Source organism: Streptomyces sp. NPDC093065, assembly GCF_044754585.1.
Taxonomy (GTDB): Bacteria; Actinomycetota; Actinomycetes; order Streptomycetales; family Streptomycetaceae; genus Streptomyces.
On record NZ_JBIVPJ010000007.1, the window covers coordinates 26,615 to 53,149 of the forward strand.

Below are 26,535 nucleotides of genomic sequence, written 5' to 3' on the forward strand. Positions count from 1 at the left end.
CCCGCGGAGAGGATCCGCGGGGCCCCTTCGCGTGCGACGGCGCGTGCGGCGGAGTGTCCGAGAGGGCGCTCAGTCCACGCGCCGTATCACCGCCGCGTCGAAGACGTCCCACGCGCGCGGGAAGGCGCTCTCGTCGTGGCAGTGCCACGCCTCCCAGAACAGGTCGGCGAGCAGCGCCTCCGCCGGGGCGTCCACCCGGTACACGTACTGCCTGCCGTCGACGGCAGGCAGCGCCACCAGCCAGCACCTGCTCCTCATGCCCCTGTTCGACCCACGAGGACGGGTTTCGGTTGCCCCGGGGGGCGCTTGGCAAGGCGGCGCGCGCCCGGTCGGCCGCAACGGCCTGATCTCATCCGCAAGGAGGAGATTCCGTCCGGGCGGGTCCACTCTGTGTGGGACGGCGAAATGCTTCCCCCCGGGGATGACCGGGCCCCGAGGGACTGGTGAGCTGGGATACGTGCAACCCCGTATCCCCCGGCAGTCCGCCGGCGAGCAAGGCGGCCGGTGGCCGGACGGCACCGACCTCGACGACCGGTTCAGCGCGGAACTGGCCTCGGCGGTCTCCGGTGCCCGCCGCCGGGCGGTGCGGGACGGAGACCGGCAGGTCGACACGGCCCACCTGCTGCACTCGCTGCTGGAGTGCGACGCCGAGGCCCGTGCGCTTCTCGGGGACGGGCCGCGGGGCGCCCGCGTCCTCGGTTACCTCGTGCAGCGCAGCATCGGCTACGGCCTGCGCTGGCAGAGCACCGTCGAGGACTCCGGTGCCGTACCCGTCGTGACCGGCGTCGCCGGGTTCTCCGCGCCGGCCGCGGCGGCCATGGAGGACGCCTGCGCACGGGCGGCCCGGCGCGGGGCGGCCCGGACGGGGGGCGTGGACCTGCTCGCCGCCCTGGTCGCGGACCCGCGCACCCGCGCCGCCGAGGTGCTGGCCCGTGCCGCCGTCGAACCGCACGCCGTGCTCGCCCGGGTGGCGAGCCACTTCGAGCCGACGTCCTGAGCCCGTCCCGCGCTCCCGCTCGTGCCCGGCGGGAGTCACGCCGCCCGTCCAGCCGGTGAGACAGGTGTCAACGGGGATGACGGTCATGTCGACCCCTGTCATCATGTGCCGGTGCATACGTCTGACAGCGCCCGCGGCAATCGCGGCAAGGGCACCGGGCTCGGCCTGGCACTCGCCTCGGCGGTCGCCTTCGGAGGCTCCGGAGTCGCGGCCAAACCGCTGATCGAGGCCGGACTCGATCCCCTCCACGTGGTCTGGCTGCGCGTGGCCGGCGCGGCCCTGGTGATGCTGCCGCTCGCCGTGCGCCACCGTGCGCTGCCGCGCCGCAGGCCCGCACTGGTCGCCGGGTACGGACTGCTCGCCGTGGCCGGTGTGCAGGCCTGCTACTTCGCCGCCATCTCGCGCATCCCCGTGGGCGTCGCGCTGCTCGTCGAGTACCTGGCCCCCGCCCTGGTCCTCGGCTGGGTGCGGTTCGTGCAGCGACGGCCGGTCACGCGGGCCGCCGCGCTCGGCGTGGTCCTGGCGGTCGGCGGGCTCGCCTGCGTCGTCGAGGTCTGGGCCGGGCTCGGCTTCGACGCCCTCGGACTGCTGCTCGCGCTGGGCGCCGCCTGCTGCCAGGTCGGCTACTTCGTCCTGTCCGACCAGGGCAGCGACGCGGGCGAGGAGGCGCCCGACCCGCTCGGGGTCATCGCCTACGGCCTGCTCGTCGGGGCGGCGGTGCTCACGGTCGTCGCCCGGCCCTGGTCGATGGACTGGTCCGTCCTGGGCGGCACCGCCCCCATGGACGGCGCACCCGTCGCCGCGTACCTGCTGCTGGCCTGGATCGTGCTCATCGCCACCGTGCTCGCCTACGTCACCGGCATCGTCGCCGTGCGCCGGCTGTCACCGCAGGTCGCCGGAGTCGTGGCCTGCCTCGAAGCGGTCATCGCGACCGTCCTGGCCTGGGTGCTGCTCGGCGAGCACCTCTCCGCCCCGCAGATCGTCGGGGGCGTCGTGGTACTGGCCGGCGCCCTCATCGCCCAGTCGTCGACCCCGGCCAAGGGCTCGGCGGCCCCGGTCGCCGGGGGCGGCCCCGAAAGGGAGTTGTCGAGCCGCGGAACGGCGACCTAAGGTGCCGGTCATGCATTCCGACGCACGCGTCCTCCCGCCTCCGGCCGCCTGAGGCGGGCCCCTGTGACGAGCCCGGCGCGCTGTCGCCGGGCCGGGTGGTGCTGCCCGCAGACGAGAGTCCCCGCGCCCCGGTGATTCCGGGCGCCTCGAACTTCCGCGCCCCGTGCGCGTCTGCGGAGAGAACTCGTGTCGAATGCCGTCTCCGGCCTGCCCGTCGGGCGAGGCCTCCTGTATCTCGTCGTCGCCGGTGTCGCCTGGGGCACCGCCGGTGCCGCCGCCTCACTGGTCTACCGCGCCAGCGACATGGGTCCCGTCGCCCTGTCGTTCTGGCGCTGCGCGGCGGGACTCGTCCTGCTGCTCGCCGCCCGTCCGCTGCGTCCGCGGGTGCGCCCGGCCGTCCGCGAACCCTTGGCCCGCAAGGCGCTTCGGGCCGTCGTCACCGGTCTCGGGCTCGCGGTGTTCCAGACCGCCTACTTCGCCGCCGTCCAGTCCACCGGGCTGGCCGTGGCCACGGTCGTCACCCTCGGCGCCGGGCCCGTACTGATCGCACTCGGCGCGCGACTGGCCCTCGGGGAACACCTGGGGCCGGGCGGCGCCGCGGCCGTCGTCGGCGCTCTCGCCGGGCTCGCGGTGCTCGTCCTCGGCGGCGGGAGTACGACCGTCCGCCTGCCGGGCGTGCTCCTCGCGCTGCTGTCCGCCGCCGGGTACTCGGTGATGACGCTGCTCACCCGCTGGTGGGGGAGGGGCGGCGGGGCGGACGGCGCCGACACGTCCGTCGGGGCGTTCGCCGTCACGAGCCTGTGCCTGCTGCCGCTCGCCCTGGCCGAGGGCCTGGTGCCGCACACCGCGGAGCCGGTCCGGCTCCTGTGGCTGCTGGCGTACGTCGCGGCCGTCCCGACCGCTCTCGCCTACGGGCTCTACTTCGCCGGCGCGGCCGTCGTCCGGTCCGCGACCGTCTCGGTGGTCATGCTCCTGGAGCCGTTCAGCGCGGCGGCGTTCGCCGTCCTGCTGCTCGGCGAGCACCTCACGGCGGCGACCCTGGCCGGCACGCTGCTGATGCTCGGCTCGGTCGCGGGACTCGCGGTGGCGGAGACGCGGGCGGCGCGGGCGATGAGGGAGACGCGAGCGACGCCGGCGTGACGGCGGGGGCCCGTGGGGCCACCTCCCCTGGCCCCGGCTCACACCCAGGCCGGTCTCACCGGGCCGACAGGTAGTCGGGCAGCGCCGTGCCGGACGCCAGGGCCGGGTCGGCGACGGGGGCCTCGTACCCCTTGCGCAACGGGAGGAGACCGGCCCAGTGCGGGAGGGCGAGGTCCTCCGGTTCGTCGTTCACCCCGCCGGTGCGGAGCTTGGCGGAGACCTCGGTCAGATCGAGGCGGATCACGGAGGTGGCGGCCAGCTCCTTCTTGTTGGCCGGCCGCGAGTCGCGGGAGCGGCCCGGGACGACGTGGTCGACCAGGGCGTCCAGAGCCGTGCGCCGCTCGTCCGGGTCCGTCACCTCGTACGCCGTGCCGTGCACCACCACCGACCGGTAGTTGACCGAGTGGTGGAAGGCGGCGCGGGCCAGCACCAGCGCGTCCACGTGCGTCACCGTCAGGCACACCGGCAGACCCGGGTCGGCGGCGCCCGTCATCCGCAGCGGGCGCGAGCCCGTCGAGCCGTGCACGTAGAGCCGCTCGCCGACCCGGCCGTACAGGGTCGGCAGGACCACCGGGGCGCCGTCGCGTACGAAACCGAGGTGGCACACGTAGCCCTCGTCGAGTATCGAGTGCACCAGTTCCTTGTCGTAGGCGGCCCGCTCGGGGGAGCGGGTGGGGACGGTGCGGTCGGTGGGCGGATAGGTGCCGGTGGGCTGCGCCGGCGTCTCCGTGGTCTCCTGCATGGCGTCCTCCATTGCACTAGTGCATAATAGTCTTTGTGCTAGGAGAGTATCGGATCACCGGGCGGGGTGCTGCGGAGATTTCCGCGAGCGTGGAGCGCGCGGTGGGCTCGGGAGAGCTGGAACCGGGGCAGCCCCTGCCGCCGATGCGGGAGTTGGCACAGCACCTCGGGGTGAACCCGAACACCGTCGCCGCCGCCTACCGCACCCTGCGCGAGCGCGGGGTCATCGAGACGGCCGGGCGGCGGGGCAGCCGGGTGCGCGCGAAGCCGGCCACCACCGGACGCGAGTTCATCCGCGTCGAGGTGCCCGAGGGTGTGCGCGACGTGTCCGACGGCAATCCGGACCCGGCGCTCCTGCCCGCCCTCGGCCCGGTGTTCGCGGCGGCGGCGGAGCAGGGCGACCGCGAACCGGTGCTGTACGGGCACGAGCCCGTGGACCCGGAGCTGGCCCGCGTCACCCGCGCCGGGCTGGACGCCGACGGCGTGCCGGACGGGCCCCTGGCGGTGACCTCCGGCTCGCTGGACGCGATGGAGCGGGTCCTCGCGGCCCATCTCAAGCCCGGCGACGCCGTCGCCGTCGAGGACCCGGGCTGGGGCAGCCTCCTCGACCTGGTGCCCGCGCTCGGCCTGCGCACGGTCGCCGTCGGAGTCGACGACCAGGGGCCGCTGCCCGAGGACGTGCGCCGGGTCCTCGCGGCCGGCGCCCGCGCACTGGTGGTCACCGACCGCGCGCAGAACCCGACCGGCGCGGCGGTGGGCGCGGCACGCGCGCGTGCCCTGCGGTCGGTGCTGCGCGACCACCCCGGGACGCTGCTCATCGAGGACGACCACGGCCACGGCATCGTCGACCTGCCGCTGCACCCCCTCGCCGGTACGACCCGCAGCTGGGCCCTCGTCCGCTCGGCCGCCAAGGCCTGCGGCCCCGACCTGCGGCTCGCCGTGCTCACCGGCGACCCCGTCACGCTCGACCGGGTCCGGGGGCGGCAGCGGCTCGGCCCCGGCTGGGTCAGCCGCATCACCCAGCGGGCCGTGGCCCGGCTGTGGACGGACGGCACGGTGGACGCCCGCGCGGTGGCGGGGGTGTACGGGCGACGCCGGGACGCGCTCCTCGGCGCCCTCGCGGAGCACGGGGTCACCGGATACGGGCGCAGCGGAATGAACGTGTGGGTCCCGGTGCCGGACGAGACCGGCGCCGTCGCCCGGCTCCTGCACGCCGGCTGGGCCGTGGCCCCCGGTGCACGCTTCCGCCTGGGCGCCCCGCCCGGCATCAGGATCACCGTCTCGGCGCTGGGCGAGGACGACCTCGGGGCGTTGGCGGCGGCGGTCGCGGCGGCGGTGGGGCCGGGGGCCGGGCCGCCGCGGAGCTACGTCTGAGTCGTCCCCACCCTCAGACCCGCGACTCCCGGCGCACCGGTGACGGTGCCCGCGGCGCGGGCACGGCCTTGCCCCGGTTGCCGGTCCCGGGCCGGGACCGGGTCAGTGCGGCACCGGCGAGGACGATCACCGCGCCGACGGGCGTCGACCAGGACAGCGACTCGCCGAGGAGCGCGACGCCCGCGGCCGTGGCGATGACCGGGGTGAAGTAGGTGACCATCTGGGCCGTCGTCGGGCCGACCTCGGCGACCAGGTCGTACTGGATCAGGAAGGCGAGCCCCGTGCCCAGGACGCCGAGGGCCGCGACCGCCAGCAGCGGGAGCACCGGGAAGGCGGCCGGGACCGACGTGAACAGCGGCGTCACCACGGCCAGCTGCAGCGTGGCCAGGCCCAGCTGGGCGCCCGTCAGGGAGAGGTGGGAGTGGCTGGAGCCGGCCAGGGTGCGGCGCACGTAGATCCAGCCGACCGGGTAGCTCAGCGAGGCCAGCAGGGCCAGCGCCGTGCCCGTGACGTCGAGGCCGTGGAAGCCCTGCCAGACGCCCAGCACCGTCAGGACGCCGAGGAAGCCGATGCCGAGTCCGGCCACCCGGCGCCGCGTGGGCCGGTCCTCGGACAGCGCGACCAGCGACAGGGCCATGCCCCACAGCGGCGAGGTCGCGTTGCAGATGCCCGCGAGCGACGACGGGATCGTCAGCTCCGAGAAGGCGAACAGGGAGAACGGCAGCGCGTTGAGGAGGAACCCGGCGACCGCCAGGTGCACCCACGTCCACGCCCCGCGCGGGAGCCGCTCCCGCTTCACCGCCATCGCCGCCGCGACCACCGCCGTACCGAACGCCAGCCGCCCGAGCGTCACCTGGAACGGCGCGAAGCTCTCGGTGCCCACCTTCATGAAGAGGAAGCTGAACCCCCACACGAGGGAGAGGAGTCCGAAGCGCAGCCGCCAGTCGAGAACGTGGCGGGGTGCGGAGGGGACGGACGCGGGGGAGACCGGGACGCTGCTCATACCGGCAACGATGCGGCAGCCGTCCTCGTAGCACAATCGAGATTTCGCACGCAGTATCTCGTAGTATTGCTTACATGTTGAACCTGGAGCGCCTGCGGACCCTGGACGCCCTCGCCCGGCACGGATCGGTCAGCGGCGCCGCCGCCGGCCTGCACATCACCACCTCGGCCGTCTCCCAGCAACTGGCCAAGCTGGAGCGCGAGGCCGGTCAGCAGCTACTCGCCAAGAACGGGCGCGGCGTCCGCCTCACGGACGCCGGCCGGCTGCTCGCCGAGCACGCGGCCCGCATCCTCTCCCAGGTCGAGCTGGCCCAGGCCGACCTGGAGGCGCAGCGCGGACAGGTGGCCGGCGAGCTGAGGCTGTCGGCGTTCCCCACGGCCGCCCGCGGACTCTTCCCCGCCGCGCTGGCCGCCCTGCGCGCCGAGCATCCCGCGCTTCGCCTGCGCTCCTCGGAGCTGGAGCCGGAGCGCGGCATCGGCGGCGTGGTGCGCGGCGACCTGGACCTGGCCGTCGTACTCGACTGGTACAACAAGCCGATGCCGCTGCCCGACGGGCTGGTCAAGGCGCCCCTGCTCGACGACCCCGCCGACGTCGCCCTGCCGGTCGGCCACCGGCTCGCGGGCCGGGACGAGGTGGACCTCGCCGAGTTCGCCGAGGACGAGTGGATCACCTGGGGCGAGGGCGAGTTCTGTCACGAGTGGCTGATGTTCACGCTGCGGTCGAAGGGCATCGAGCCGATCGTCGGCCACCGCGCCGCCGAGACCCACACCCAGCTCGGGCTGGTCGCCGCGGGGCTCGGTGTGTGCATCGCACCGCTGCTCGGACGCCACCCGATGCCCGCCGAGGTCGTCACCGTGCCGCTGAAGCAGCGGGTGCGCCGGCACGTGTACGTCGTCTGGCGCGCCGACGCCGACCGCCGCCCCTCGATCCGGGCGGCGGTGCACGCGTTGCGGGCGACGGCGGGGGAGGTGGGCCGGGCCGGCTGAGCCGGACCCGGCGACCCCGCGCGCCCGCCTAGGCGGAAGCCAGCTTGCGGAAGTCCCAGGAGACGACCTTCTCCGGCGTCAGCCGCAGCCAGGCGTGCCGGCCGTCGTGCGGCATCTCCTGCAGACCGAAGTTCTTGCGGGCGAACAGCGTCTCCGGGAAGTCGAGTTCGGCGCACAGCTCGCCGGTGCGCGGGGCCTCGCCCACGAACTCCACCCGGCCGGACAGCTCCGCGCCCCGCAACTCGTCGTACTCCTCGCCCGTGTCGACGACGATCGCCACCCGCGGATCGCGCCGCAGATCCGTCCAGCGCCTGCTGCGCACGACCGAGTACAGCCACATCGACGAGCCGTCCCACACGAACCAGAGCGTGCTCACGTGCGGGGCTCCGTCGGCCGAGACGGTGGCGACCCGGCAGGTGCGCTGAGTGGTGAGGAACGCCTCCAGTTCGCCGGGGGTCATCATGATCCGGCGCCCCCGGCGCTGCGTCACGGTCATCCGGCCAGCCGGATCGAGTCCCCGCTGACCGTGATCTGCACGGCGGGCAGCGGCTGGGGCGCGGGACCGCCCTGCACACTGCCGTCGGTGATCGAGAAGTTGCTGTTGTGGCAGGGGCAGTTGATGACCCCGTCGGACACGCTCTTCACCGCGCAGCCCTGATGGGTGCAGGTGGCGGAGAACGCCTTGAACTCGCCCGCCGCGGGCTGGGTGACCACCACCTTCTGGTCGGGGAAGACCTTCCCGCCGCCCTCCGGGATGTCGGCGGTCGCCGCGAGCGCCGGCCCCGTCCCCGCGTTCTCGCCGCCGCCCGAACCGCTGCTGCCCGCCTCCTGGGAGGCGGAGCCGGAGGGGGCGGTGCCGTTGTCGGCCGAAGCGTCGTCGTCCGAGCCGGAGCAGGCGGCCAGCACGGCGCCGAGCCCTGCCGCTCCGGCCGCGGCCACGACGGTGCGACGGGCCGGTCCCGCTGCGGGATGAAACGATGCGCTGGTCATGCTGGGGTTCCCTTCCGGGGTGGACGCGTGATGATCTGCCGAGAGGTACGGCCCCGTGGCACGTGCTGTTCAGACCGTGCCGAGATGCTTTCGGGCCGGCGGTCGGGCGGACGTAAAACACGGCTGTCGATTCGCTGTCGGCCGCGCCCCCGCCGGGTGCGGCGCCCCCGCATCGCGCCGGTAACCTGGGGCGATGCTCAAGGAAGTCATCGCGACCCGCTACATCACGCCGTTGCGTGAGGGCGGCTCGCTGCCGGGGCTCGTCGAGGGCGACGACCTCGGGACCTACGTCCTGAAGTTCACCGGCGCGGGACAGGGCCGCAAGACGCTCGTCGCCGAGGTGGTCTGCGGCGAACTCGCCCGCCGGCTCGGGTTCCGGGTGCCGCGGCTGGTCACGGTCGACCTCGATCCGGTGCTCGGGCTCGGCGAGCCGGACCAGCAGGTGCAGGAACTGCTCAAGTCCAGCGGCGGCACCAACCTCGGCATGGACTTCCTCTCCGGCGCGCTCGGTTTCGACCCGCTCGCCTTCGAGGTGAGCGCCGAGGAGGCCGGACGGATCGTCTGGTTCGACGCGCTGGTCAACAACGTCGACCGCTCCTGGCGCAACCCCAACCTGCTGCGCCTGCACGGCGAGACGTGGCTCATCGACCACGGCGCCACCATGATCTGGCACCACAACTGGCCCGGCGCCGAGGCCTCCGCCGCCCGCCCCTACGACGCCGCCGACCACGCCCTCGCCCGCTTCGCGCCGGACGTCCGCGCGGCCGCCGCCGCGCTCGCACCGCTGGTCACCGAGGAACTCCTCGCCGAGGTCACCGCCGAGATCCCGGACGTCTGGCTGCGGGACGAACCCGGCTTCGCCACCCCCGAAGACCTCCGCAGGGCCTACGCCGCGCCGCTGCTCGCGCGGGCCGCCACGATCCACGAACGCGTCAAGTGAGCCAAGGGGGAGCGGTGAGCGACCGCCACGTCTTCGAGTACGCGCTGCTGCGCGTCGTGCCGCGCGTCGAGCGCGGGGAGCGCGTCAACGCCGGCGTGCTCGTCTACTGCCGGGCCAGGTCCTACGTCGGTGCCCTTACCCACCTCGACGAGGGCCGGCTGCTGGCCCTGGACCCGCGGGTGGACCTGCCCGGCGTGCGGGCGGCGCTGCGCGCGGTGGAGGGCGTGTGCGCCGGAGGGGACGCGGCCGGCCAGGCGGCCGGGGACGACCCCGGCCGCCGGTTCCGCTGGCTCGTCGCGCCCCGCTCGACCGTCGTCCAGCCCGGCCCCGTCCACACCGGCCTCACGGCCGACCCGGCCGCCGAGACGGAACGGCTGCTCGACCTGCTGGTGCGGTAGGGGCGAGGAGACCGGCCCCGGCGGTCGGACCCGCGCGGGTCCGGGCCGCGGCTCAGGCGCGCCGGCGGCGCCGGATCACGTAGCCCGTCGCGAGCGCGGCGCCGGTGACGAAGCTCAGGCCGATGCCGATGTCCCAGTCGCTGGGCCCGGTGCCCGAAGCGCCGCCCAGGCCGCCCTGGGTGCCGAGCGTCGGCGTCACGGCGGGGGAGGCCACGGGCGCCGGCGTGGTGACGGCCGGGGCCGGTGCCGTCGTGGCCGGACGCGGCAGGGAGGTGGCGGAGATCGTCGGGTCCTGCTCCCGCGGATGCGCCGCGCCGCCGCCCGCGCCGCCGTCCGCCTCGCGGATCTCACGGATTCCGTCCTGGCCGAAAGAGCCCTGGCCGGAGTGCGACGTCCCGGGCCGGTCCTGGTCGGGCCGCCCCTCGTCGACGCGGCCGTCTCCGGGCCGGGCGGGGTCGAGACCGGCTCCGTCGAAGCCGCCCCCGCCAGGGCGGTTCTCGTCCGGTCGGGCCTGGCCCGGTCCGCTGCCGTCGGGCAGCCCCTCGTCCCCTTGCCCGTTGCCGACCCAGCCCCCGTCGAGCCGGCCGTCGTCGGACCCGCCCCCGTCCAGCGGGGCGTCGGCGGACGGATCCTCGTACAGCGCGCCCGGGCACGACGGGTCCGGGTTGCCCGGATCCTCGTCCAGCCCGATCGGCAGCGCTTCCTGGTAGGTGAAGCTCCGGCAGTCCTGTGCCAGGTCCGAGTCGAGGTCCTGGGCGGGTGCGGGGTCGGCCAGCGGCACGATCGCGGCGATCGCGACGGCTATGCCTGCTGCACCGGTACGACGGCGCATGGACGCCTCCTTTCCGGCCACGGGTGGGTTCGCGCTTCGACGCTATGGGCCCGGCGGCCGGGCGGCCCGCAGCGCTGGGCCGATCGGGGGACCGGGTGCGGTGGCGCGCCGGGAGGGCCGGGTAATGGATCACACCGGCCCGGTGTCCCGTTGACACCGGGTGCCAGGGCTTCTAGCGTCACGTCTGCGGAAGGTACTAAGCGGTCGCTCACCCGAGGGCGCACGCTCCGCACGGGCCGCATCCCCAGGACGAGGAGAAGCAGCGAATGTCCACCACTGAGCAGCGGGTCGCCGTAGTCACCGGAGCCGCGCGCGGCATCGGTGCCGCCACCGCCGTACGACTGGCCGCCGAGGGCCGTGCCGTCGCCGTCATCGACCTCGACGAGGCCGCCTGCAAGGACACCGTGGAGAAGATCACCGCGGCCGGCGGCAGGGCGCTCGCGATCGGCTGCGACGTGTCCGACGAGGCGCAGGTCGAGGCTGCCGTCGCGCGGATCGCCGAGGAGCTGGGCGCGCCGACGATCCTCGTCAACAACGCGGGCGTGCTGCGCGACAACCTGCTGTTCAAGATGAGCGTCTCCGACTGGGACACCGTCATGAACGTGCACCTGCGCGGCGCCTTCCTGATGTCCAAGGCCTGCCAGAAGCACATGGTGGACGCCAAGTTCGGCCGCATCGTCAACCTGTCCTCCTCCTCCGCGCTCGGCAACCGCGGGCAGGTCAACTACTCCGCCGCCAAGGCCGGTCTCCAGGGCTTCACCAAGACCCTCGCCAAGGAGCTGGGCAAGTTCGGCGTCACCGCCAACGCCGTCGCCCCCGGCTTCATCGCCACCGAGATGACCAAGGCCACCGCCGACCGCGTCGGCATGGGCTTCGAGGACTTCAAGGCCGCCGCGGCCACCCAGATCCCGGTCGCGCGCGTCGGCGAGCCCGACGACATCGCCAACGCCATCGCCTTCTTCACCGGCGAGGCGGCCGGCTTCGTCTCCGGCCAGGTGCTGTACGTGGCCGGCGGGCCGCTCGACTAGGGAACACGGAGACCAGGAACGGTTGGGGAACACTGACATGACTGAACTGCCCGCACTCTCCGGCAAGGTCGCGCTCGTCACGGGCGCCAGCCGCGGCATCGGCTACGGCGTCGCCGAGGCGCTGGTCGCGCGCGGCGACCGGGTCTGCATCACCGGCCGCAACGAGGACGCCCTGAAGGAAGCCGTCGAGAGGCTCGGCGCCGACCGGGTCGTCGGCGTCGCCGGCAAGGCGCACGACGAGGCCCACCAGGCCGTCGCCGTCGAGCGGGTGATGGAGACCTTCGGACGCGTCGACTACCTGGTCAACAACGCCGGCACCAACCCGGTGTTCGGGCCGATCGCCGACATGGACCTGAACGTCGCGCGCAAGGTCTTCGAGACCAACGTGATCTCGGCGCTCGGCTTCGCCCAGCGCACCTGGCACGCCTGGCAGAAGGACAACGGCGGCGCGATCGTCAACATCGCCTCGGTCGCGGGCCTCTCGCCCTCGCCCTTCATCGCCGCGTACGGCGTCAGCAAGGCCGCGCTGATCAACCTCACCGCGCAGCTGGCGCACGAGTTCGCGCCCGGGGTGCGGGTCAACGCGATCGCCCCGGCGGTCGTGAAGACCAAGTTCGCCGCCGCCCTGTACGAGGGCCGCGAGGAGGAGGCCGCCTCCGGCTACCCGCTGGGCCGGCTCGGCGTGCCCTCCGACATCGGGGGCGCCGCCGCCTTCCTCACCTCGGAGCAGTCCGCCTGGGTCACCGGCCAGACGCTCGTCGTCGACGGCGGCATCTTCCTCAACGCCGGCGTGGCCTGATCTCGCCCACCGGGACCCCGCAGGACCGCCCCCCGACACGGGCGCCGTTGACGAAAGCGGCGCCCGTGTCCGCGTATCGGAACCCCGTGCACGATGACAACGTAGTCATCGCAGAATGATCAAAACCCCTGTTCAGAAGGGGGTTCAGGTGACGTGGCGCTGCGGTAAGGTCTGCCGACCCTTGGTACGGCGGATCGAGGAGCGTGCGCGTGTTCAACCGGAAGCGGGGCCTGCGGCGGGTCGCGGCCATCGTGTCCATATCGTCACTGGTCACCGGATGCGGCATGCTGTCGTCCGACGATTCGCAGGACGAGGAGCCGATCGTCGTCGGGACGACCAGCGCCCCCAGCACCCTCGATCCGGCCGCTTCCTGGGACGGCTCCTGGGAGTTGTTCCGGAACATCTACCAGACGCTGCTCAGTTACCCCAGCGGTGCCACCGCGCCCCAGCCCGACGCCGCCGAGCAGTGCTCGTTCACGGACACCACGAACCAGGTGTACCGCTGTCGGCTGCGCGAGGGCCTGACCTTCTCCAACGGTGACGCCCTCGACGCCCAGGCCGTCAAGTACTCGATCGACCGGATCAAGGACATCAACGTCAACGGAGGCCCGGCCGGCCTGCTCGGCAGCCTCGACCGGGTCCAGGCACCGAGCGAGCGCGAGGTGGTCTTCCACCTCAACAAGCCCGACGCCACCTTCCCGTTCGTGCTCGCCACCCCCGCCATGTCGATCGTCGACCCCGACGACTACCCCGCGGACGCCCTGCGCGAAGGCAGCGGGGTCGTGGGATCCGGCCCGTACACGCTCCAGTCGTACGAGGACGGTGCGCGGGCCGAACTCGTCCGCAACGACCGCTACAAGGGTTTCGCCGAACGGCACAACAAGGCGGTGACCGTCCGCTACTTCAAGGACTCCGCCGGCATGGTGGAGGCGCTGCGCGGCGGCGACATCCAGGTGACCTACCGCGGTCTGGCCGCCGATGACGTCATCACGCTCCAGGGCAAGGCGGGCAAGGAGGAGAACCTCCAGCTGGTCGAGGGCAGCGGTACGGAGATCAGCTATCTCGTCTTCAACCCCGAGGACCCGTGGGCGGGACGCAAGGAAGTGCGCCAGGCCGTCGCCCAGGTGATCGACCGGGTGGCGATCGCCCACAAGATCTACCAGGACACCGTCGACCCGCTGTACTCGATGGTCCCCAAGGGCCTCACCGGTCACACCACGGGCTTCTTCGACGACTACGGCGACCCCAGCGTCCCCAAGGCCCGCGAGATCCTCGAGGACGCCGACATCACCGAGCCGGTCCCGCTCACCCTCTGGTACACCACCGACCGCTACGGCTCCGAGACGGGCACGGAGTTCAAGGAGATCAAGCGGCAGCTCGACGCCTCGGGCCTGTTCGAGGTCACGCTCAAGAGCCGCCCCTGGAAGACGTACGTCACCGGCTACCAGAAGGGCGAGTACCCGGTGTTCGGCCGCGGCTGGTCCCCGGACTTCCCCGACGCGGAGAACTTCATCGCCCCCTTCGTCGGCAAGCAGAACGCGCTCGGTACGCCCTACCTCACCCCGGAGATCACCGGCGAACTGCTGCCGCGCTCACGCCGGGAGAGCGACCGCGGCAACGTGGAGAGGGACTTCGAGCGGGCGCAGCAGATCATGGTGAACGACGCACGGCTGCTCCCGCTGTGGCAGGGCAAGCAGTACGTCGCCGCCAGCACGGACATCTCGGGCGCGGAGCAGTCCCTGGACCCGTCGACGATCATGATGATGTGGCAGTTCCAACGGAAGACGAGCTGGTAGCGGGCTGCCGGGACCCGATGCCGGCACGGCGTCCGCACTGGCGCTGTCCCGCGGCCCGTCCGTCGTCATGCGCCGCCGCGCGCCGGGGCGGACAGCCTTTCCGTCGCGCCGCCGAAGGGAAGGAACAGGGTCCGCGCGGCCAGCAGCCACTCGTCGTCGACCTTGCGGAACGTGTCCTCGTAGTGGCCGACGTTCGCGGGCAGCCGCGGCGGAATCATCCCGTCGACGTATCCGTCGACGCGGTAGGTCGCCAGGTAGGAGGTCGCGGTCGCCGTCGTCGCGGAGTCCACGGTGACGAGGATGTTCGTCATCACGCGGCGAGACAGCCGGTCCGCAGGCCGGGAGCCGAAGTACGTCCGCAGCGCTTCCCGGCCCTCGACACGGCGGTCGCCGTGGGGCCACTCCCAGACCCCGTCGGCGGTGAACAGGTCGGCCGCCGACGCGGGATCGCCGAGATCGAGACGGCGGACCAGGTCGACGATCAGGCGTTCGCAGGCCCGCTCCGCGAGCAGGCGGTCCATGGGGCTCATCGCGTCAGCGGTCATCCCCACTTCCTACCAGCGCCGCTCCACCGCCGGACAACGCTTTTCGGGCGCCGGCCGGCCTCCGTTGTCAGTGGTCGCCGGTAGGTTCTACAGAAGTGGAAGCGACCGCACAGCGTAAGGAAGTTGACGTGACCGACATCGCCATGCTGCCCGAGTCCTGGCGCGAGGTGCTGGGCGGCGAACTGCAAGAGCCCTACTTCAAGGAGCTGATGCAGTTCGTCGAGGAGGAGCGGGCGAACGGCCCCGTCTACCCGCCGCGCGAGGAGGTCTTCGCCGCGCTGGAGGCCACCCCCTTCGACCGGGTGAAGGTCCTGGTCCTCGGCCAGGACCCGTACCACGGCGAGGGCCAGGGACACGGCCTGTGCTTCTCGGTGCGGCCCGGCGTGAAGGTCCCGCCGTCCCTGCGGAACATCTACAAGGAGATGCACGCGGAGCTGGACACCCCGATCCCGGACAACGGCTATCTGATGCCGTGGGCGAAGCAGGGCGTCCTGCTGCTCAACGCGGTGCTCACGGTCCGCGCCGGTGAGGCGAACTCGCACAAGGCCCGTGGCTGGGAGCTGTTCACCGACGCGGTGATCCGCGCCGTGGCCCGCCGGAGCGACCCGGCGGTCTTCGTGCTGTGGGGCAACTACGCCCAGAAGAAGCTGCCGCTGATCGACGGGGAACGGCACGTCGTGGTCAAGGGCGCCCACCCCTCTCCGCTGTCCGCGAAGAAGTTCTTCGGCTCCCGCCCCTTCACCCGGATCAACGAGGCGGTCGCCGGGCAGGGCCACGAACCGATCGACTGGACCATCCCCAACCTGGGCTGATCCCGTTGCCCGGGCCGGCCCGTCGCCCGGCCGGCCCGCGCACGGCCCGGTGCCGCCTGACGGGGAAAGCGGGAGCGTGCGGTTAGCGTCGTCGGGACAGCCGACGAGGGCACGGAGGACGTGGTGGCGAAGGGACAGGAGCAGGCGGCGCCGGACGCCGTGCTGACACGGATCGGGCAGGTCGCCATGCTGCACCACGCGGGCGACCGCGAGGAGGCCCGGCACCGCTACCTCGCCCTGTGGGCCGAGATCGGCGAGCGCGGTGACCCCCTGCACCGCTGCACGCTGGCCCACTACCTCGCCGACACCCAGGACGACCCGGCGGAGGAGCTGGCCTGGGACCTGCGGGCGCTGGCGGCCGCCGAGGAGCTGACGGAGGACCGGCTCGCCGACCGGCACGAGGGCACGCCCGCCGCCCGCGCCCTGTACCCCTCGCTCCACCTGGACCTGGCCGCGGACTACGACCGGCTCGGTCACCACGAGGCGGCCCGTGTGCACCTGCGGCGCGCCCGCACCGCGGCCGAGGCCCTCGCTCCCGGCCGCTACGGAGAGGACGTACGCGCCTCGATCGACCGGCTGGAGCTGCGCCTGGACGGCGCCGGACCCCGCGCGGACGGCCCCGACCGGCCCGACGGGCCCGAGGGGTGGGGCCGACCGCCGCGGCAGCGGCCGTGACGCAGGCCGGCTTCCCGGGCGTACGGCCGCCCTCAGCGGCCGTACGCCTGTTCGCAGATGCGTGCCTCGGGGCTGCCCGGCCGCCAGCCGCCGTACTGCTTGCCGAGGGTGCATACGTCCGCCGTCCCGCCGGTGCCGCTGCGGGACGTGTCGGGCACCCCGGGCCGGGGCGACGCGGGGGCGCGGGTGTGATCGGGTGCCGCCGGGCGCGCGGACCGCGGTTCGGGGGCAGGGTCGGCCGGCCGATCACGTGGCGCGGCCGGGGGTGCCTGGGGCTCCGTACGGCGTGGTGCTGCGGTGGTGCGCTCCGGCGAAGGGGAGGGAGAGGGACTGATCATCTCCAGCGCCTCCCGGGCCGGGGCCTGGACGACCCGTGGCGCGGCCGGGCCGTCCGGGCGCGGCGCGGACGAGCGGGCGCCGGCCGCGGGTGGGTGGGCCTCGGCCGGGCCCCGGACGGTCGTACAGCCGGTCAGGGCGGCCGCGGCCGAGACAGCCACGGTCAGCACGAGCGTTGCGGTGGTCGTCGTTCGATGCACCCGCGCCACTCTGCTGCTTCCGGTGCCTCAAGCGGCGCCGGACGAGCGGAGGTTGCCCCGCAAGGGTGATCTCCGGCCCCGTACGGAGGGCCGTGGGCGACCGGAGGTGACGTCAGTCGCCGGTGGCTCCGTCCAGGCGCTCGCGGATCAGGTCCGCGTGCCCGTTGTGACGCGCGTACTCCTCGATCATGTGGGTGTGGATCCAGCGCAGGGTGTAGCGCTCACCGGTGCGCAGGTGCTTGCCCCGGGTCGGTTCGCCCAGGGGGACGCCGGCCGCGTTGCGCCGGGCCGCCTCGATCTCCGCCTGCCAGGTGGCGTGCGCCTCGGCGAAGGTGTCCGAATCGGTGAGCCGGAAGTCGCCGTCCGGGTCCTGGTCGGAGTAGTAGATCGGGCCCGCGTCCTCGGCCGCCAGCACCCTGCGGTACCAGCTGCGCTCCACCTCCGCCATGTGCCGGACGAGTCCCATGAGGGACAGCGTGGAGGGGGCCACGGCGGCCGTCCTCAACTGCTCGTCGGTGAGTCCTTCGCACTTCCAGGCGAGGGTCTGCCGGTGGTACTCGAGCCAGCCCTCCAGCATGGCGCGTTCGCCGGCGTCGACGGGGGGTTCACTGCGTTCGGTGGTCATGGCGGCATCCTCGCCCAGACCGGCCGGTACCACCAGGAGGTTTCAGCTGTCCGGCAGGTCGTCCAGCATGCCGTCCAGGAGCTCCCGCAGCCCCGACCGCACGTCCTGGAGGCCCGGCACCTCGGCGTGGAAGGTCCCGGCCACGCAGCTGAACATCAGGCCGTCCGCCCAGGCGACCAGTGAGAGCACGTGCCGGGCCGGGTCGGCCGAGCCCATCGCCGTGACGAGGGTGCCCAGTTGCTCCCGGAATCGGGCGCCCGCCGCGTCGAAGTGCGCCCGCAACTCCGGGCGGCGCGTGGCCTCCAGGGCCAGTTCGTACCGGGCCAGCGTCAGCGAGCGGTTGCGGGTCAGGGCGCGGTGCGTCGCCAGGGCCAGCGCGTCGACCAGGGCGCCGAGGCCGGCGCGCGGGTCCGGCATCTCGTGCAGGGCCAGCACCCGCGCCTCCCGGTCGGCCAGGCGCCGCACCGCCATCTCCAGCAGCGCCTGCCGGGTCCGCGCGACGTTGGAGGTGGAGCCCTGGGGGAGCCGGGCCGCCTCGTCGACCGCCCGGTGGGTGAGCCCGCGCATGCCGCGCTCGGCGAGCAGCGCCAGAGCGGCGTCGGCGACGAGGTCGGCGCGGGAGGCGCCGGACGGGGAGCCGGAGGGCGCGGCAGGTGCGGACATGGAGATCAATCTACCCGTCGCACTACGGCTGTAGTACAGTCGGCGGCAGGAGTTACTACATCTGTAGTGAGCGTCATGCCGAGGGAAGCGTCGAGGAGAGTCATGGCAAGGACGAAGACGGCCGTCGTGATCGGCGGCGGCATCGGCGGCCTCACCGCGGCGGCCGCCCTGCACCAGAGCGGCCTGCGGGTCACCGTGCTGGAGCGCTCCCCCTCGCTGCGGCCGGTCGGCGCGGCCATCTCGTTGTCGCCCAACGCCCTGCGCGCCCTGGACGTGATCGGCCTCGGCGACGAGATCCGCGACCTCGCCGCCTGGCAGGGCGACGGGGGACTGCGCACCCCCGGCGGGCGCTGGCTCTCCCGGTCCAGCGCCGAGGCCGCCGAGGCTCGCTTCGGCGGTCCGCTGGTGCTGCTGCACCGGTCGACCCTCGTCGACCGGCTGTCCGCGCTGCTGCCGCCGGATGCCGTCCGCACCGGCGCCGACGCGACGCTCGCCGACCCCGGCGACCAAGGCCGTCCGGCCAGGGTCCGCACGCCGGACGGCGAGCTGGAGGCCGACCTGGTCGTCGGGGCCGACGGCATCCGGTCCGCCGTACGCCGCACGCTGTTCCCGGAGCACCCCGGCACCGTCTACTCCGGCTTCACCACCTGGCGGGTCGTGATCCCGGTCCCGGGCGCCGACTTCGCCTCCCACGAGACGTGGGGCCGGGGCCGCATCTGGGGCACGCATCCGCTCAAGGACGGCCGGGTCTACGCGTACGCCGCCGCCGTCGCGCCGGCCGGAGGGCACGCGGCCGACGAGAAGGCGGAACTGCTGCACCGCTACGGCGACTGGCACGACCCGATCCCCGCCGTCCTCGCCGCCGCCGGACCCGAGGACGTCCTGCGCCACGACGTCCACCACATCGCCGAACCGCTTCCGGCCCACCACCGCGGCCGGGTCGCCCTCCTCGGGGACGCCGCGCACGCCATGCCGCCCAACCTCGGCCAGGGCGGCAACCAGGCCGTCGAGGACGCGGTCGTGCTCGCCCACCACAGCCAGGACCTGGCCGCCTACACGGCCGCCCGGCTGCCCCGCACGACCGCGATCGCCGGCAAGGCCGTCAAGGTCGCCCGCCTCAACCTGATGAGCAACCGTGCCGGGATCGCCGTCCGCGACGCCGCGATCCTCGCCCTGTCCAAGGCCGGACCGGCGCTGTTCCTGCGCGGCTTCGACGGCATCGCCGACTGGCGGCCCCCGCAGCCCCCGTATGCTTCCCGGCGGACCCAGGTCGGAGAGCGGAACGAGCGTTAGAGGAGCACATCCCGTGAAGGTCGGCTGCATCGGACTCGGCGACATCGCGCAGAAGGCCTACCTGCCGGTGCTCGCCGCCCTCCCCGGGATCGAACTGCACCTGCAGACCCGGACCCCCGCCACCCTCACCCGGGTCGCGGAGAAGCTGCGCATCCCGCCGGCGCGGCGCCACGCCGACCTCGACGCGCTCCTCGCCCAAGGGCTCGACGCCGCCTTCGTGCACGCGCCGACCGCCGCCCACCCCGAGATCGTGACCCGGCTCCTCGAAGCCGGCGTCCCCACCTACGTGGACAAGCCCCTCGCCTACGAACTCGCCGACTCCGAGCGCCTGGTGGCCCTCGCCGAGGAACGGCGCACAAGCCTCGCCGTCGGCTTCAACCGCCGCCACGCGCCCGGGTACGCGCAGTGCGCCGAGCACCCGCGCGAGCTGATCCTGATGCAGAAGAACCGCACCGGGCTGCCCGAGGACCCGCGCACGATGATCCTCGACGACTTCATCCACGTCGTCGACACGCTCAGGTTCCTGGTGCCCGGGCCGGTCGACGACGTGACCGTGCGCGCCCGGGCCGTCGACGGTCTGCTGCACCACGTCGTGCTTCAGCTCGCCGGGGACGGCTTCTCCGCGCTCGGCGTGATGAACCGGCTCAGCGGCTCGGCGGAGGAGATCCTGGAGGTCTCCGGCCAGGACACCAAGCGCCAGGTCGTCAACCTCGCCGAGGTGATCGACCACAAGGGCCAGCCCACCGTGCGGCGGCGCGGCGACTGGGTCCCGGTGGCCCGCCAGCGCGGCATCGAGCAGGCGGTGCTCGCCTTCCTTGAGGCGGTGCGAAACGGCGAGGTGCTCAGTGCCCGGGACGCGCTGGAGACCCATGAGCTGTGCGAGCGCGTGGTCCGGGCCGTGCGGGACGGCTCCGCCTGAGCCGCCCGGTCCGTACGCCCTCGGCGGCGCCCCAGGCCACGAGGGCCAGCAGTGCCGCGTACACCGTCCAGTCGCCGTAGCGGACGTACGGGGTGGTGCCGTGGGTGACGGGCACCTCGTACACCCGTGACGCGCTCGCGTCGGTGCCGAGCCAGGAGCCGATCCGCGCACCGTTCGCGTCGTAGACGGCGGAGACGCCGGTCAGCGTCGCATGCACCATGGGCCGGCCGGTCTCGGCGGCGCGCAGGGCGGCGAGCGAGGCGTGCTGCTCGGGGGCCCAGGTGTGCTGGAAGGTCGATGTCGAGGACTGGGCGACCAGCACCTCGGCACCGTCGGCGACGAGACTGCGGCTCATGTCCGGGAACGCGCTCTCGAAGCAGACCATCGGCCCGACCCGCAGGCCGTCGCCGACGTCCATCACCACCTGCTCGGTGCCCTGCCTGCGGTCCTCGCCGGCCGCCTTGCCGACGGAGGTGGCCCAGCCGAGCAGTGAGCGGAACGGCACGTACTCGCCGAAGGGGACCAGCCGCATCTTGTCGTACCGGTCGCCGGTCGGGCCCTCGGGGCCGACGAGCACCGAACTCTTGTAGATACCGGGTTTGTCGGAGCGCCGCGCGTCCACGTTGACCAGGATGTCCGCGCCGGTGTCCCGGGACAGCGCGGCCAGCCGACGGGCGAGGTCCGGCCGGTCGTCCAGGTCGTAGCCGACGCTGCTCTCGCCCCAGACGATCAGGTCGAGGTTCCGGTCCGCCAGTCGCCGGGTCAGCTCCTCCTCGCGGTCGAACCGCCGGTCGGCGCTCCCGGCCCCGGCGACGATGCCCGGCTGCACCACGGCGACCGCGGCCCGCTCGTCGGTGTCGGGGCGCGGTGACCAGACCCAGGCCGCCGAGGTGGCCGCGGCCGTGGCGACCAGCCCGGCCAGCGCCGGCACCCTCGCCCGGCGGACGGCGAGGAGAACGGCGACGGCGACGTTGACGGCCACCACCAGGAAGCTCAGCAGCCACACCCCGCCCACCGAGGCGAGCCGCAGCGCCGGAGCCACCTGCCACTGGCTGGCGCCCAGCATCCCCCAGGGGCCGCCGAGCCCCTGCCAGGAGCGGACCAGTTCCGCGAGCAGCCAGCCCGAGGGCAGCACCACGAGGGCCGCCGCGACCCGGCCGGCGGACGGCGCCCCGCCCAGCGTCCGGCGGACCAGCCGGCCCCACGGGATCCACAGCGCGCCGAGCAGGGCGGCGATGACGAACGTGAACACGTGCAGGTTCGGCAGCAGCCAGTGGTGCATGGCCAGCACGAAGCCGAACCCCCCGCACCACCCGTCGTACGTCGCCCGCCTGCCGTCCTGCGCGGTACGGGCCAGCAGGATCCAGGGGACCAGCGCGAACCACGCCCACCACCACAGGGCCGGCCCCGGGAAGGCGAGCACGGGCAGGGCCCCGGCCAACACGGCGAGGACCGAGCGCCGCCACCGGGAGGCGAGCCAGTGGTCGAGCTGCTTCATGGGCGCCTCCTTACCGAGGGTGCCTACCCGGTGATCCGTACAGTGTGCGCCCGCGACGAGGGCGAATTCAGTTGATCACACCGAGGACTGTGCGGCGCGCGCGGCTTTCCCTAAGATGATCGATCAAAACGTGGAGGTATCAATGGCGCGACCCATCACGGTGGTCACCGGCGGCAGCCGGGGGATCGGAGCGGCGACCTGTCTGCGTCTCGCGGCCGACGGACACGACGTCGTCGTGGGCTACGCACGCGACTCGGCGGCCGCGGAGGCGGTCGTGGCGGGGGTGCGCGAGGCGGGCGGCCGCGGCGAAGCGGTGCGGGCGGACACGTCCGTCGAGTCCGACGTCGAGCGCCTCTTCGAGACGGCGGAGCGGCGGCTGGGCCCGGTGACGGGGCTGGTGAACAACGCGGCCGTGACCGGACCGCTGGGGCGGCTGGCCGACAGCGACACCGCCGACCTGCGCCGGGTCCTCGACGTCAACCTGCTGGGCGTGCTGCTGTGCGCCCGGCGGGCCGCGCGGCTGATGGCACCGCGGGGCAGCGGCGCGATCGTGAACGTGTCGTCCGGCGCCGCGACCCTCGGCAGCCCCGGCGAGTATGTGCACTACGCGGCGAGCAAGGCGGGTGTCGACGCGCTGACGCTGGGCCTGGCCAAGGAGCTGGGCCCGGACGGGATCCGGGTCAACGGCGTCGCGCCCGGGGTGATCGACACCGAGATGCACGCGGCGGCGGGCGACGCCGGCCGGGCGGCGCGGATGGGGGCGGCGGTGCCGATGGGACGAGCGGGCCGGGCGGAGGAGATCGCCGCGGCCATCGCCTGGCTGCTGTCGCCCGACGCGTCGTACGCGACGGGGACGGTGCTCCGGGTGGCGGGCGGACGCTGACCGAGGGCCGTAGGAAGGGGGACCGACTGCGCAGCGGGACCGGCTGCGCAGCGGTGCGGTCCCCTCGGCCCGGGCCGTCCCGGCGCGCGAGCCGCCTGCGCTCAGGCCGCCTCCATGACCTCGCCGCGGATCGCGGTCGCCCACTGGACCACCAGCAACTCGTACTCCACCCGCTCCTGCGCGGACAGGGTCCCGCCCGCGCGCCGCCACAGCGCACGGATCTGATCGTTCAGTTCCGCGGCGGACCGCACGGAACCAGGGGTCACGTAATCGGGGGACATGCGGACAAGCCTAGGGGCAAGCACTGACGCTGCGCTACCGGACGGCTACAGAAGCGGGCGCGGTCAGCCGGCGGACTCCGCGGCGTGCGGGCTGAGGACACCGGCCGCGACCAGCGCGATGATGACGATGCCGAGCGCGATGCGGTACCAGACGAACGGCATGAAACTCTTGGTGGAAATGAACTTCATGAACCAGGCGATGACCACGTACCCGGAGGCGAAGGCGATGACCGTCGCGAAGAGCGTCGGTCCCCAGGCGACGTGGTCGCTCTCCATCGCGTCCTTCAGCTCGAACACGCCGGAGGCGAGCACCGCCGGGACCGCGAGCAGGAACGAGTACCTGGCGGCGGCCTCGCGCCGGTAGCCCATGAACAGGCCGCCGCTGATGGTCGCGCCGGAGCGGGAGACGCCGGGGATCAGTGCCGCCGCCTGGCACAGGCCGTAGATCAGGCCGTCCCGCACGCCCAGGTCCCTGAGCTCCTTGCGCTGCTGCGGCGCGCGGTGCCGGCCGCCCTTCTCGTCCCGGGCGGCCATCCGGTCGGCGACACCGATGACCACGCCGACGACGATCAGCATCGTCGCGGTGATCCGCAGGTCACGGAAGGGGCCCTCGATCTGGTCCTTGAGGGTCAGGCCGAGCACACCGATCGGGATCGAGCCGACGATCACCAGCCAGCCCATGCGTGCGTCGGGATCGTGGCGCATCGACTTGTCGGCGAGGGAGCGCGTCCACGCCGAGATGATCCGCCCGATGTCCTTGCGGAAGTAGATGAGCACCGCGGCCTCGGTGCCGATCTGCGTGATCGCCGTGAAGGCCGCGCCCGGGTCGTGCCAGCCGGAGAACGCCGCGGTCAGCCGCAGGTGCGCGCTGGATGAGACGGGGAGGAACTCGGTCAGTCCCTGGACGAGTCCGAGGACGAGGGATTCAAACCAAGACATGGAGTTGCGTCAGTCCAAGCGGCGATCGGGGAACGGCGAGAAACGGTCGGCGGACACGCCGAACCGTCGCGTGCGGTGATCGGGACCTGGCGTGCCGAGGGGCAGCGTAGCGCCCCGAAATGAACCCCGGGCGACGGGGGTGAACGGGGCCCTACGCCACCGCGGGGCCCGTCACCGTCCAGCCCGGGACCTGTGGATGGGCGGTCAGATCCTCGTGGCGGACGGCGTCGCCGCAGGCCGGGCAGGTGACCTGGGGGACCAGCTCGTGGCCGCAGGCGTGCTCGATCACCATGGGCCGGTCGCCGTCCGGGTGCAGGTGCCGGTCGCCCCACGCCATGAGCGTCATGAGGACGGGCTCCAGTTCGAGACCCGCCCGGGTCGGCCGGTACTCGAAGCGCTGCGGACGCTCGCTGTACGGCTCCCTGGTCACGATGCCGGCGTCCACGAGTCGCCGCAGCCGGGTGGCGAGGACGTCGCGCGGGGCGCCGGTGTTGCGCACCAGCCGGTCGAAGCGGCCGTTGCCAAGGCAGACCTCGCGCAGGACGAGCAGGGAGTACTTCTCGCCGACGAGCGCGAGGGTGTCGGCGATCGAGCAGGGGCGCGGGTTCTTGGGAGCGGCGGCCATGACGGCCAGTCTAGGCGAGGAGCGGGTATGGGTTTGAATTTCAAACTAGCAGGGCCATGGTGGGTCCGGATTTCCTACTCACTGGTAGTTCCCCATTCACCGGTAGTTCCCCACTGGCACTTCACCGGCCACCGGAGGCCCGCACCATGCGTGACGCAGTCGTCGTGGAAGCCGTACGCACCCCGATGGGCAAGGGCAGACCGAACGGAGCCCTCGCCCACGTCCATCCCGTGGAACTCCTCGCGCACATGCTGCGCGCCCTCGTCGAGCGCTCCGGGGTCGATCCGGCGCTCATCGACGACGTCATCGGCGGCACCGTGGACCAGGTCGGCGAACAGGCCATGAACACCACCCGCTACGCGCTGCTGTCGGCGGGCTTCCCCGAGTCCGTGCCCGCGACCACCGTGGACCGCCAGTGCGGCTCCTCCCAGCAGGCCGTCCACTTTGCCGCACAGGGCGTCATGGCCGGGGCGTACGACCTCGTGGTCGCCTGCGGCGTCGAGTCCATGAGCCGCGTGCCGATGTGGTCGAACGTGCCGCCCGGCGCCGACCCCTTCGGCCCCGGCGTCGCAGCCCGCTACCCGCAGGGGCTGGTCACGCAGGGCATCAGTGCCGAACTGATCGCCGCCAAGTGGTCGCTGAGCAGGGAGCGCATGGACGCCTTCGCCGTCTCCTCGCACCGGAAGGCCGCCACCGCCTGGGACACCGGCCGCTTCGACGCCGAGACCGCGCCCCTGGACGGGGTGTCGCGCGACGAGTGCGTCCGCCCCGACAGCAGCGTCGAGGTCCTCGCCGGTCTCGGGCCCGCCTACCACGACCCGGCCTTCGCCGAACGGTTCCCGCGGATCGAGTGGAACATCACCGCGGGCAACGCCAGCCCGGTCAACGACGGCGCCTCGGCGGTGCTGATCACTTCCGGCGAAACCGCGGCCCGCCTCGGCCTGCGCCCGCTCGCCCGGCTGCACAGCTTCGCCGTCACCGGCTCCGACCCGCTGCTCTTGCTCACCGGCGTCGTCCCGGCCACCGAGAAGGTGCTGCGCAGGGCGTCGCTGTCCCTCGGCGACATCGACCTGTTCGAGGTCAACGAGGCGTTCGCGAGCGTCGTGCTGGCCTGGCAGCAGGAGACCGGCGCCGACCTGGACAAGGTCAACGTGCACGGCGGGGCCGTCGCGCTCGGCCATCCCCTCGGCGCCGGCGGCACCCGCCTGACCACCACCCTCGTCCACGCCCTGCGCCAACGCGGGGCCCGTTACGGCCGGCAGACCATGTGCGAGGCGGGCGGTCTCGCCAACGCCATGATCCTGGAAGCGGTGTAACGCCCCGTCAGTGCCCGCGCAGCCGGTGCCGCTTGCGCCAGGCCACCACCGCACCCGCGAGCCCCGGCAGGGCGATGCAGGCCAGCGCGATGAGGAAGGCGGGCGAGGTGGGCGTCGAGGCGCGGGCGCCGGCGACGACGTAGGCGGCGGTGTTGGGGATCGAACCGAGAGCCGTCGCCAGCAGGAAGGGCAGGAGGCCCATGCGGGACACCGCGGCGCAGTAGTTGGCGGCGGCGAACGGCACCCCGGGGAACAGCCGCGCCGCCAGCATCGAGCGGAAACCGTGCCGGCTGAGCTGCCCGTCGGCGGCCTTCAGCCACTTGCCCCGCAGCAGCGGACGCAGCGCCTCCTGGCCGAGGACCCGGCCCAGGCAGAAGGCGATCCCGGCGCCGAGCACCGTTCCCGCCAGCGCGGAGGCGAGCCCGAACTGCGAGCCGAACAGCGCGCCGGCCGCCAGGTTGAGCAGCGGACGCGGCACGAAGGCGACCGTGCACAGCCCGTACGCCACGGCGTAGGCGAGGGCCGCCGCGGCACCCCCGAGCTGCGGCGGCCAGCCGTTGGTCAGCAACTCCTGCGGCTGGAACAGCACCACCGCCGTCGCGGCCGAGGCCAGCAGGGCGACGAGCAGGGAGAGCCGCGACCACGGGGACAGCAGCACTCTCGTCACACGGGCGCTGAGACCGGTCGGAGCGGCCGGTCCGGCGGTGGCACCGGCGAGTTCGGCGGCGGCGGTCCGGGGAGAGACCGTGGCGGTGCCCCCAGAGCGGGTGGTGGCATCGAGCATCCGGTGA

31 protein-coding genes are annotated in these 26,535 nt (G+C 73.5%); 16 read left to right on the forward strand and 15 right to left on the reverse strand.

Annotation, left to right across the window (positions count from 1 at the left end; genetic code table 11):
* Positions 1–69 precede the first annotated feature (69 nt).
* A complete protein-coding gene (locus ACIQFU_RS14330) occupies positions 70–237 on the reverse strand; it encodes a hypothetical protein (protein ID WP_003977461.1) in 168 nt (55 codons plus the stop codon).
* A gap of 220 nt (positions 238–457) precedes the next feature.
* Between ACIQFU_RS14330 and ACIQFU_RS14335 the strand changes: the two genes are divergently transcribed.
* The 3 genes from ACIQFU_RS14335 to ACIQFU_RS14345 all read left to right on the forward strand — a co-directional run bounded on the left by ACIQFU_RS14335 (position 458) and on the right by ACIQFU_RS14345 (position 3,247).
* Positions 458–997, forward strand: coding sequence for a Clp protease N-terminal domain-containing protein (locus tag ACIQFU_RS14335; protein WP_402551439.1), 540 nt, complete (start codon positions 458–460; stop codon positions 995–997).
* Between the two features lie 105 nt (positions 998–1,102).
* On the forward strand, positions 1,103–2,107 hold the full coding sequence (locus tag ACIQFU_RS14340) for an EamA family transporter (protein ID WP_402551441.1): 1,005 nt from the start codon (positions 1,103–1,105) through the stop codon (positions 2,105–2,107).
* A 186-nt stretch (positions 2,108–2,293) separates the two neighbouring features.
* A complete protein-coding gene (locus ACIQFU_RS14345) occupies positions 2,294–3,247 on the forward strand; it encodes a DMT family transporter (protein ID WP_402551443.1) in 954 nt (317 codons plus the stop codon).
* 55 nt (positions 3,248–3,302) lie between these two features.
* On the opposite strand, the gene ACIQFU_RS14350 is transcribed toward ACIQFU_RS14345, so the two are convergent.
* Positions 3,303–3,989, reverse strand: coding sequence for a pyridoxamine 5'-phosphate oxidase family protein (locus ACIQFU_RS14350; RefSeq protein WP_402551445.1), 687 nt, complete (start codon positions 3,987–3,989; stop codon positions 3,303–3,305).
* A 35-nt stretch (positions 3,990–4,024) separates the two neighbouring features.
* Between ACIQFU_RS14350 and ACIQFU_RS14355 the strand changes: the two genes are divergently transcribed.
* Entirely contained in the window at positions 4,025–5,362 is a 1,338-nt protein-coding gene (locus tag ACIQFU_RS14355; protein WP_402551447.1) for an aminotransferase class I/II-fold pyridoxal phosphate-dependent enzyme, read from the forward strand.
* Positions 5,363–5,375: 13 nt separating this feature from the next.
* On the opposite strand, the gene ACIQFU_RS14360 is transcribed toward ACIQFU_RS14355, so the two are convergent.
* A complete protein-coding gene (locus ACIQFU_RS14360) occupies positions 5,376–6,365 on the reverse strand; it encodes a DMT family transporter (protein ID WP_402551448.1) in 990 nt (329 codons plus the stop codon).
* A gap of 74 nt (positions 6,366–6,439) precedes the next feature.
* On the opposite strand from ACIQFU_RS14360, the gene ACIQFU_RS14365 reads away from it, so the two are divergent.
* Positions 6,440–7,351 carry a LysR family transcriptional regulator gene (locus ACIQFU_RS14365; RefSeq protein ID WP_402551450.1) on the forward strand — a complete coding sequence of 304 codons (912 nt, stop codon included), beginning with the start codon at positions 6,440–6,442 and terminating at the stop codon, positions 7,349–7,351.
* Positions 7,352–7,379: 28 nt separating this feature from the next.
* On the opposite strand, the gene ACIQFU_RS14370 is transcribed toward ACIQFU_RS14365, so the two are convergent.
* Entirely contained in the window at positions 7,380–7,847 is a 468-nt protein-coding gene (locus tag ACIQFU_RS14370; protein ID WP_328559299.1) for a pyridoxamine 5'-phosphate oxidase family protein, read from the reverse strand.
* A complete protein-coding gene (locus ACIQFU_RS14375) occupies positions 7,844–8,341 on the reverse strand; it encodes a Rieske (2Fe-2S) protein (RefSeq protein ID WP_402551452.1) in 498 nt (165 codons plus the stop codon). The genes ACIQFU_RS14370 and ACIQFU_RS14375 overlap by 4 nt, the downstream gene beginning before the upstream one ends.
* A gap of 193 nt (positions 8,342–8,534) precedes the next feature.
* Between ACIQFU_RS14375 and ACIQFU_RS14380 the strand changes: the two genes are divergently transcribed.
* Positions 8,535–9,281: a HipA family kinase gene (locus tag ACIQFU_RS14380; RefSeq protein WP_402551453.1), complete on the forward strand. Its 747-nt coding sequence runs from the start codon at positions 8,535–8,537 to the stop codon at positions 9,279–9,281.
* Between the two features lie 14 nt (positions 9,282–9,295).
* A complete protein-coding gene (locus ACIQFU_RS14385) occupies positions 9,296–9,679 on the forward strand; it encodes a DUF3037 domain-containing protein (RefSeq protein WP_402551455.1) in 384 nt (127 codons plus the stop codon).
* Between the two features lie 52 nt (positions 9,680–9,731).
* Here the strand turns inward: ACIQFU_RS14385 and ACIQFU_RS14390 are convergent, their stop codons facing one another.
* Positions 9,732–10,511, reverse strand: a complete 780-nt coding sequence (locus ACIQFU_RS14390; RefSeq protein ID WP_402551457.1) for a hypothetical protein — start codon at positions 10,509–10,511, stop codon at positions 9,732–9,734.
* Between the two features lie 266 nt (positions 10,512–10,777).
* Between ACIQFU_RS14390 and fabG the strand changes: the two genes are divergently transcribed.
* The 3 genes from fabG (at position 10,778) to ACIQFU_RS14405 (ending at position 14,134) form a co-directional block, all read left to right on the forward strand.
* Entirely contained in the window at positions 10,778–11,539 is a 762-nt protein-coding gene (gene fabG, locus ACIQFU_RS14395; RefSeq protein ID WP_402551459.1) for a 3-oxoacyl-ACP reductase FabG, read from the forward strand.
* A gap of 37 nt (positions 11,540–11,576) precedes the next feature.
* On the forward strand, positions 11,577–12,338 hold the full coding sequence (locus tag ACIQFU_RS14400; protein WP_402551461.1) for an SDR family oxidoreductase: 762 nt from the start codon (positions 11,577–11,579) through the stop codon (positions 12,336–12,338).
* A 209-nt stretch (positions 12,339–12,547) separates the two neighbouring features.
* Positions 12,548–14,134: an ABC transporter substrate-binding protein gene (locus ACIQFU_RS14405; RefSeq protein WP_402551462.1), complete on the forward strand. Its 1,587-nt coding sequence runs from the start codon at positions 12,548–12,550 to the stop codon at positions 14,132–14,134.
* A 65-nt stretch (positions 14,135–14,199) separates the two neighbouring features.
* Here ACIQFU_RS14405 and ACIQFU_RS14410 read toward each other — a convergent pair whose 3' ends face one another.
* The gene (locus ACIQFU_RS14410) at positions 14,200–14,679 is read right to left on the reverse strand and encodes a nuclear transport factor 2 family protein (protein ID WP_402551464.1); all 480 of its coding nucleotides are present in this window, start codon (positions 14,677–14,679) and stop codon (positions 14,200–14,202) included.
* 128 nt (positions 14,680–14,807) lie between these two features.
* Here ACIQFU_RS14410 and ung point away from each other — a divergent pair, with 128 nt between their 5' ends.
* Together ung and ACIQFU_RS14420 are read left to right on the forward strand one after the other, a co-directional pair.
* The gene (gene ung, locus ACIQFU_RS14415; protein WP_402551466.1) at positions 14,808–15,491 is read left to right on the forward strand and encodes a uracil-DNA glycosylase; all 684 of its coding nucleotides are present in this window, start codon (positions 14,808–14,810) and stop codon (positions 15,489–15,491) included.
* 123 nt (positions 15,492–15,614) lie between these two features.
* A complete protein-coding gene (locus ACIQFU_RS14420) occupies positions 15,615–16,166 on the forward strand; it encodes a hypothetical protein (RefSeq protein ID WP_402551468.1) in 552 nt (183 codons plus the stop codon).
* A 32-nt stretch (positions 16,167–16,198) separates the two neighbouring features.
* On the opposite strand, the gene ACIQFU_RS14425 is transcribed toward ACIQFU_RS14420, so the two are convergent.
* From ACIQFU_RS14425 to ACIQFU_RS14435, 3 genes are all read right to left on the reverse strand, one after another.
* Positions 16,199–16,702, reverse strand: a complete 504-nt coding sequence (locus ACIQFU_RS14425; protein ID WP_402551470.1) for a hypothetical protein — start codon at positions 16,700–16,702, stop codon at positions 16,199–16,201.
* Positions 16,703–16,814: 112 nt separating this feature from the next.
* Complete coding sequence (locus tag ACIQFU_RS14430; protein ID WP_402551472.1) at positions 16,815–17,327, reverse strand: DinB family protein; 513 nt, start codon at positions 17,325–17,327, stop codon at positions 16,815–16,817.
* Between the two features lie 42 nt (positions 17,328–17,369).
* Complete coding sequence (locus ACIQFU_RS14435) at positions 17,370–17,990, reverse strand: TetR/AcrR family transcriptional regulator (RefSeq protein WP_402551473.1); 621 nt, start codon at positions 17,988–17,990, stop codon at positions 17,370–17,372.
* A 102-nt stretch (positions 17,991–18,092) separates the two neighbouring features.
* Here ACIQFU_RS14435 and ACIQFU_RS14440 point away from each other — a divergent pair, with 102 nt between their 5' ends.
* Complete coding sequence (locus tag ACIQFU_RS14440; RefSeq protein WP_402551475.1) at positions 18,093–19,283, forward strand: FAD-dependent monooxygenase; 1,191 nt, start codon at positions 18,093–18,095, stop codon at positions 19,281–19,283.
* 13 nt (positions 19,284–19,296) lie between these two features.
* Entirely contained in the window at positions 19,297–20,202 is a 906-nt protein-coding gene (locus ACIQFU_RS14445; RefSeq protein ID WP_402551477.1) for a Gfo/Idh/MocA family protein, read from the forward strand.
* On the opposite strand, the gene lnt is transcribed toward ACIQFU_RS14445, so the two are convergent.
* Entirely contained in the window at positions 20,126–21,700 is a 1,575-nt protein-coding gene (gene lnt / locus ACIQFU_RS14450) for an apolipoprotein N-acyltransferase (RefSeq protein ID WP_402551479.1), read from the reverse strand. The genes ACIQFU_RS14445 and lnt overlap by 77 nt on opposite strands.
* Before the next feature lie 142 nt (positions 21,701–21,842).
* On the opposite strand from lnt, the gene ACIQFU_RS14455 reads away from it, so the two are divergent.
* Positions 21,843–22,583, forward strand: a complete 741-nt coding sequence (locus ACIQFU_RS14455) for an SDR family NAD(P)-dependent oxidoreductase (protein ID WP_402551480.1) — start codon at positions 21,843–21,845, stop codon at positions 22,581–22,583.
* Between the two features lie 101 nt (positions 22,584–22,684).
* On the opposite strand, the gene ACIQFU_RS14460 is transcribed toward ACIQFU_RS14455, so the two are convergent.
* The 3 genes from ACIQFU_RS14460 to ACIQFU_RS14470 form a co-directional block, all read right to left on the reverse strand.
* Positions 22,685–22,864 carry a hypothetical protein gene (locus ACIQFU_RS14460; protein WP_402551481.1) on the reverse strand — a complete coding sequence of 60 codons (180 nt, stop codon included), beginning with the start codon at positions 22,862–22,864 and terminating at the stop codon, positions 22,685–22,687.
* A 63-nt stretch (positions 22,865–22,927) separates the two neighbouring features.
* The gene (locus ACIQFU_RS14465) at positions 22,928–23,803 is read right to left on the reverse strand and encodes an undecaprenyl-diphosphate phosphatase (RefSeq protein WP_402551483.1); all 876 of its coding nucleotides are present in this window, start codon (positions 23,801–23,803) and stop codon (positions 22,928–22,930) included.
* A gap of 151 nt (positions 23,804–23,954) precedes the next feature.
* Entirely contained in the window at positions 23,955–24,428 is a 474-nt protein-coding gene (locus ACIQFU_RS14470; protein ID WP_402551484.1) for a winged helix-turn-helix transcriptional regulator, read from the reverse strand.
* Positions 24,429–24,574: 146 nt separating this feature from the next.
* On the opposite strand from ACIQFU_RS14470, the gene ACIQFU_RS14475 reads away from it, so the two are divergent.
* Complete coding sequence (locus tag ACIQFU_RS14475; protein ID WP_402551486.1) at positions 24,575–25,744, forward strand: thiolase family protein; 1,170 nt, start codon at positions 24,575–24,577, stop codon at positions 25,742–25,744.
* 7 nt (positions 25,745–25,751) lie between these two features.
* Here the strand turns inward: ACIQFU_RS14475 and ACIQFU_RS14480 are convergent, their stop codons facing one another.
* Entirely contained in the window at positions 25,752–26,528 is a 777-nt protein-coding gene (locus ACIQFU_RS14480; protein ID WP_402551487.1) for a TVP38/TMEM64 family protein, read from the reverse strand.
* Between the last annotated feature and the right edge of the window lie 7 nt (positions 26,529–26,535).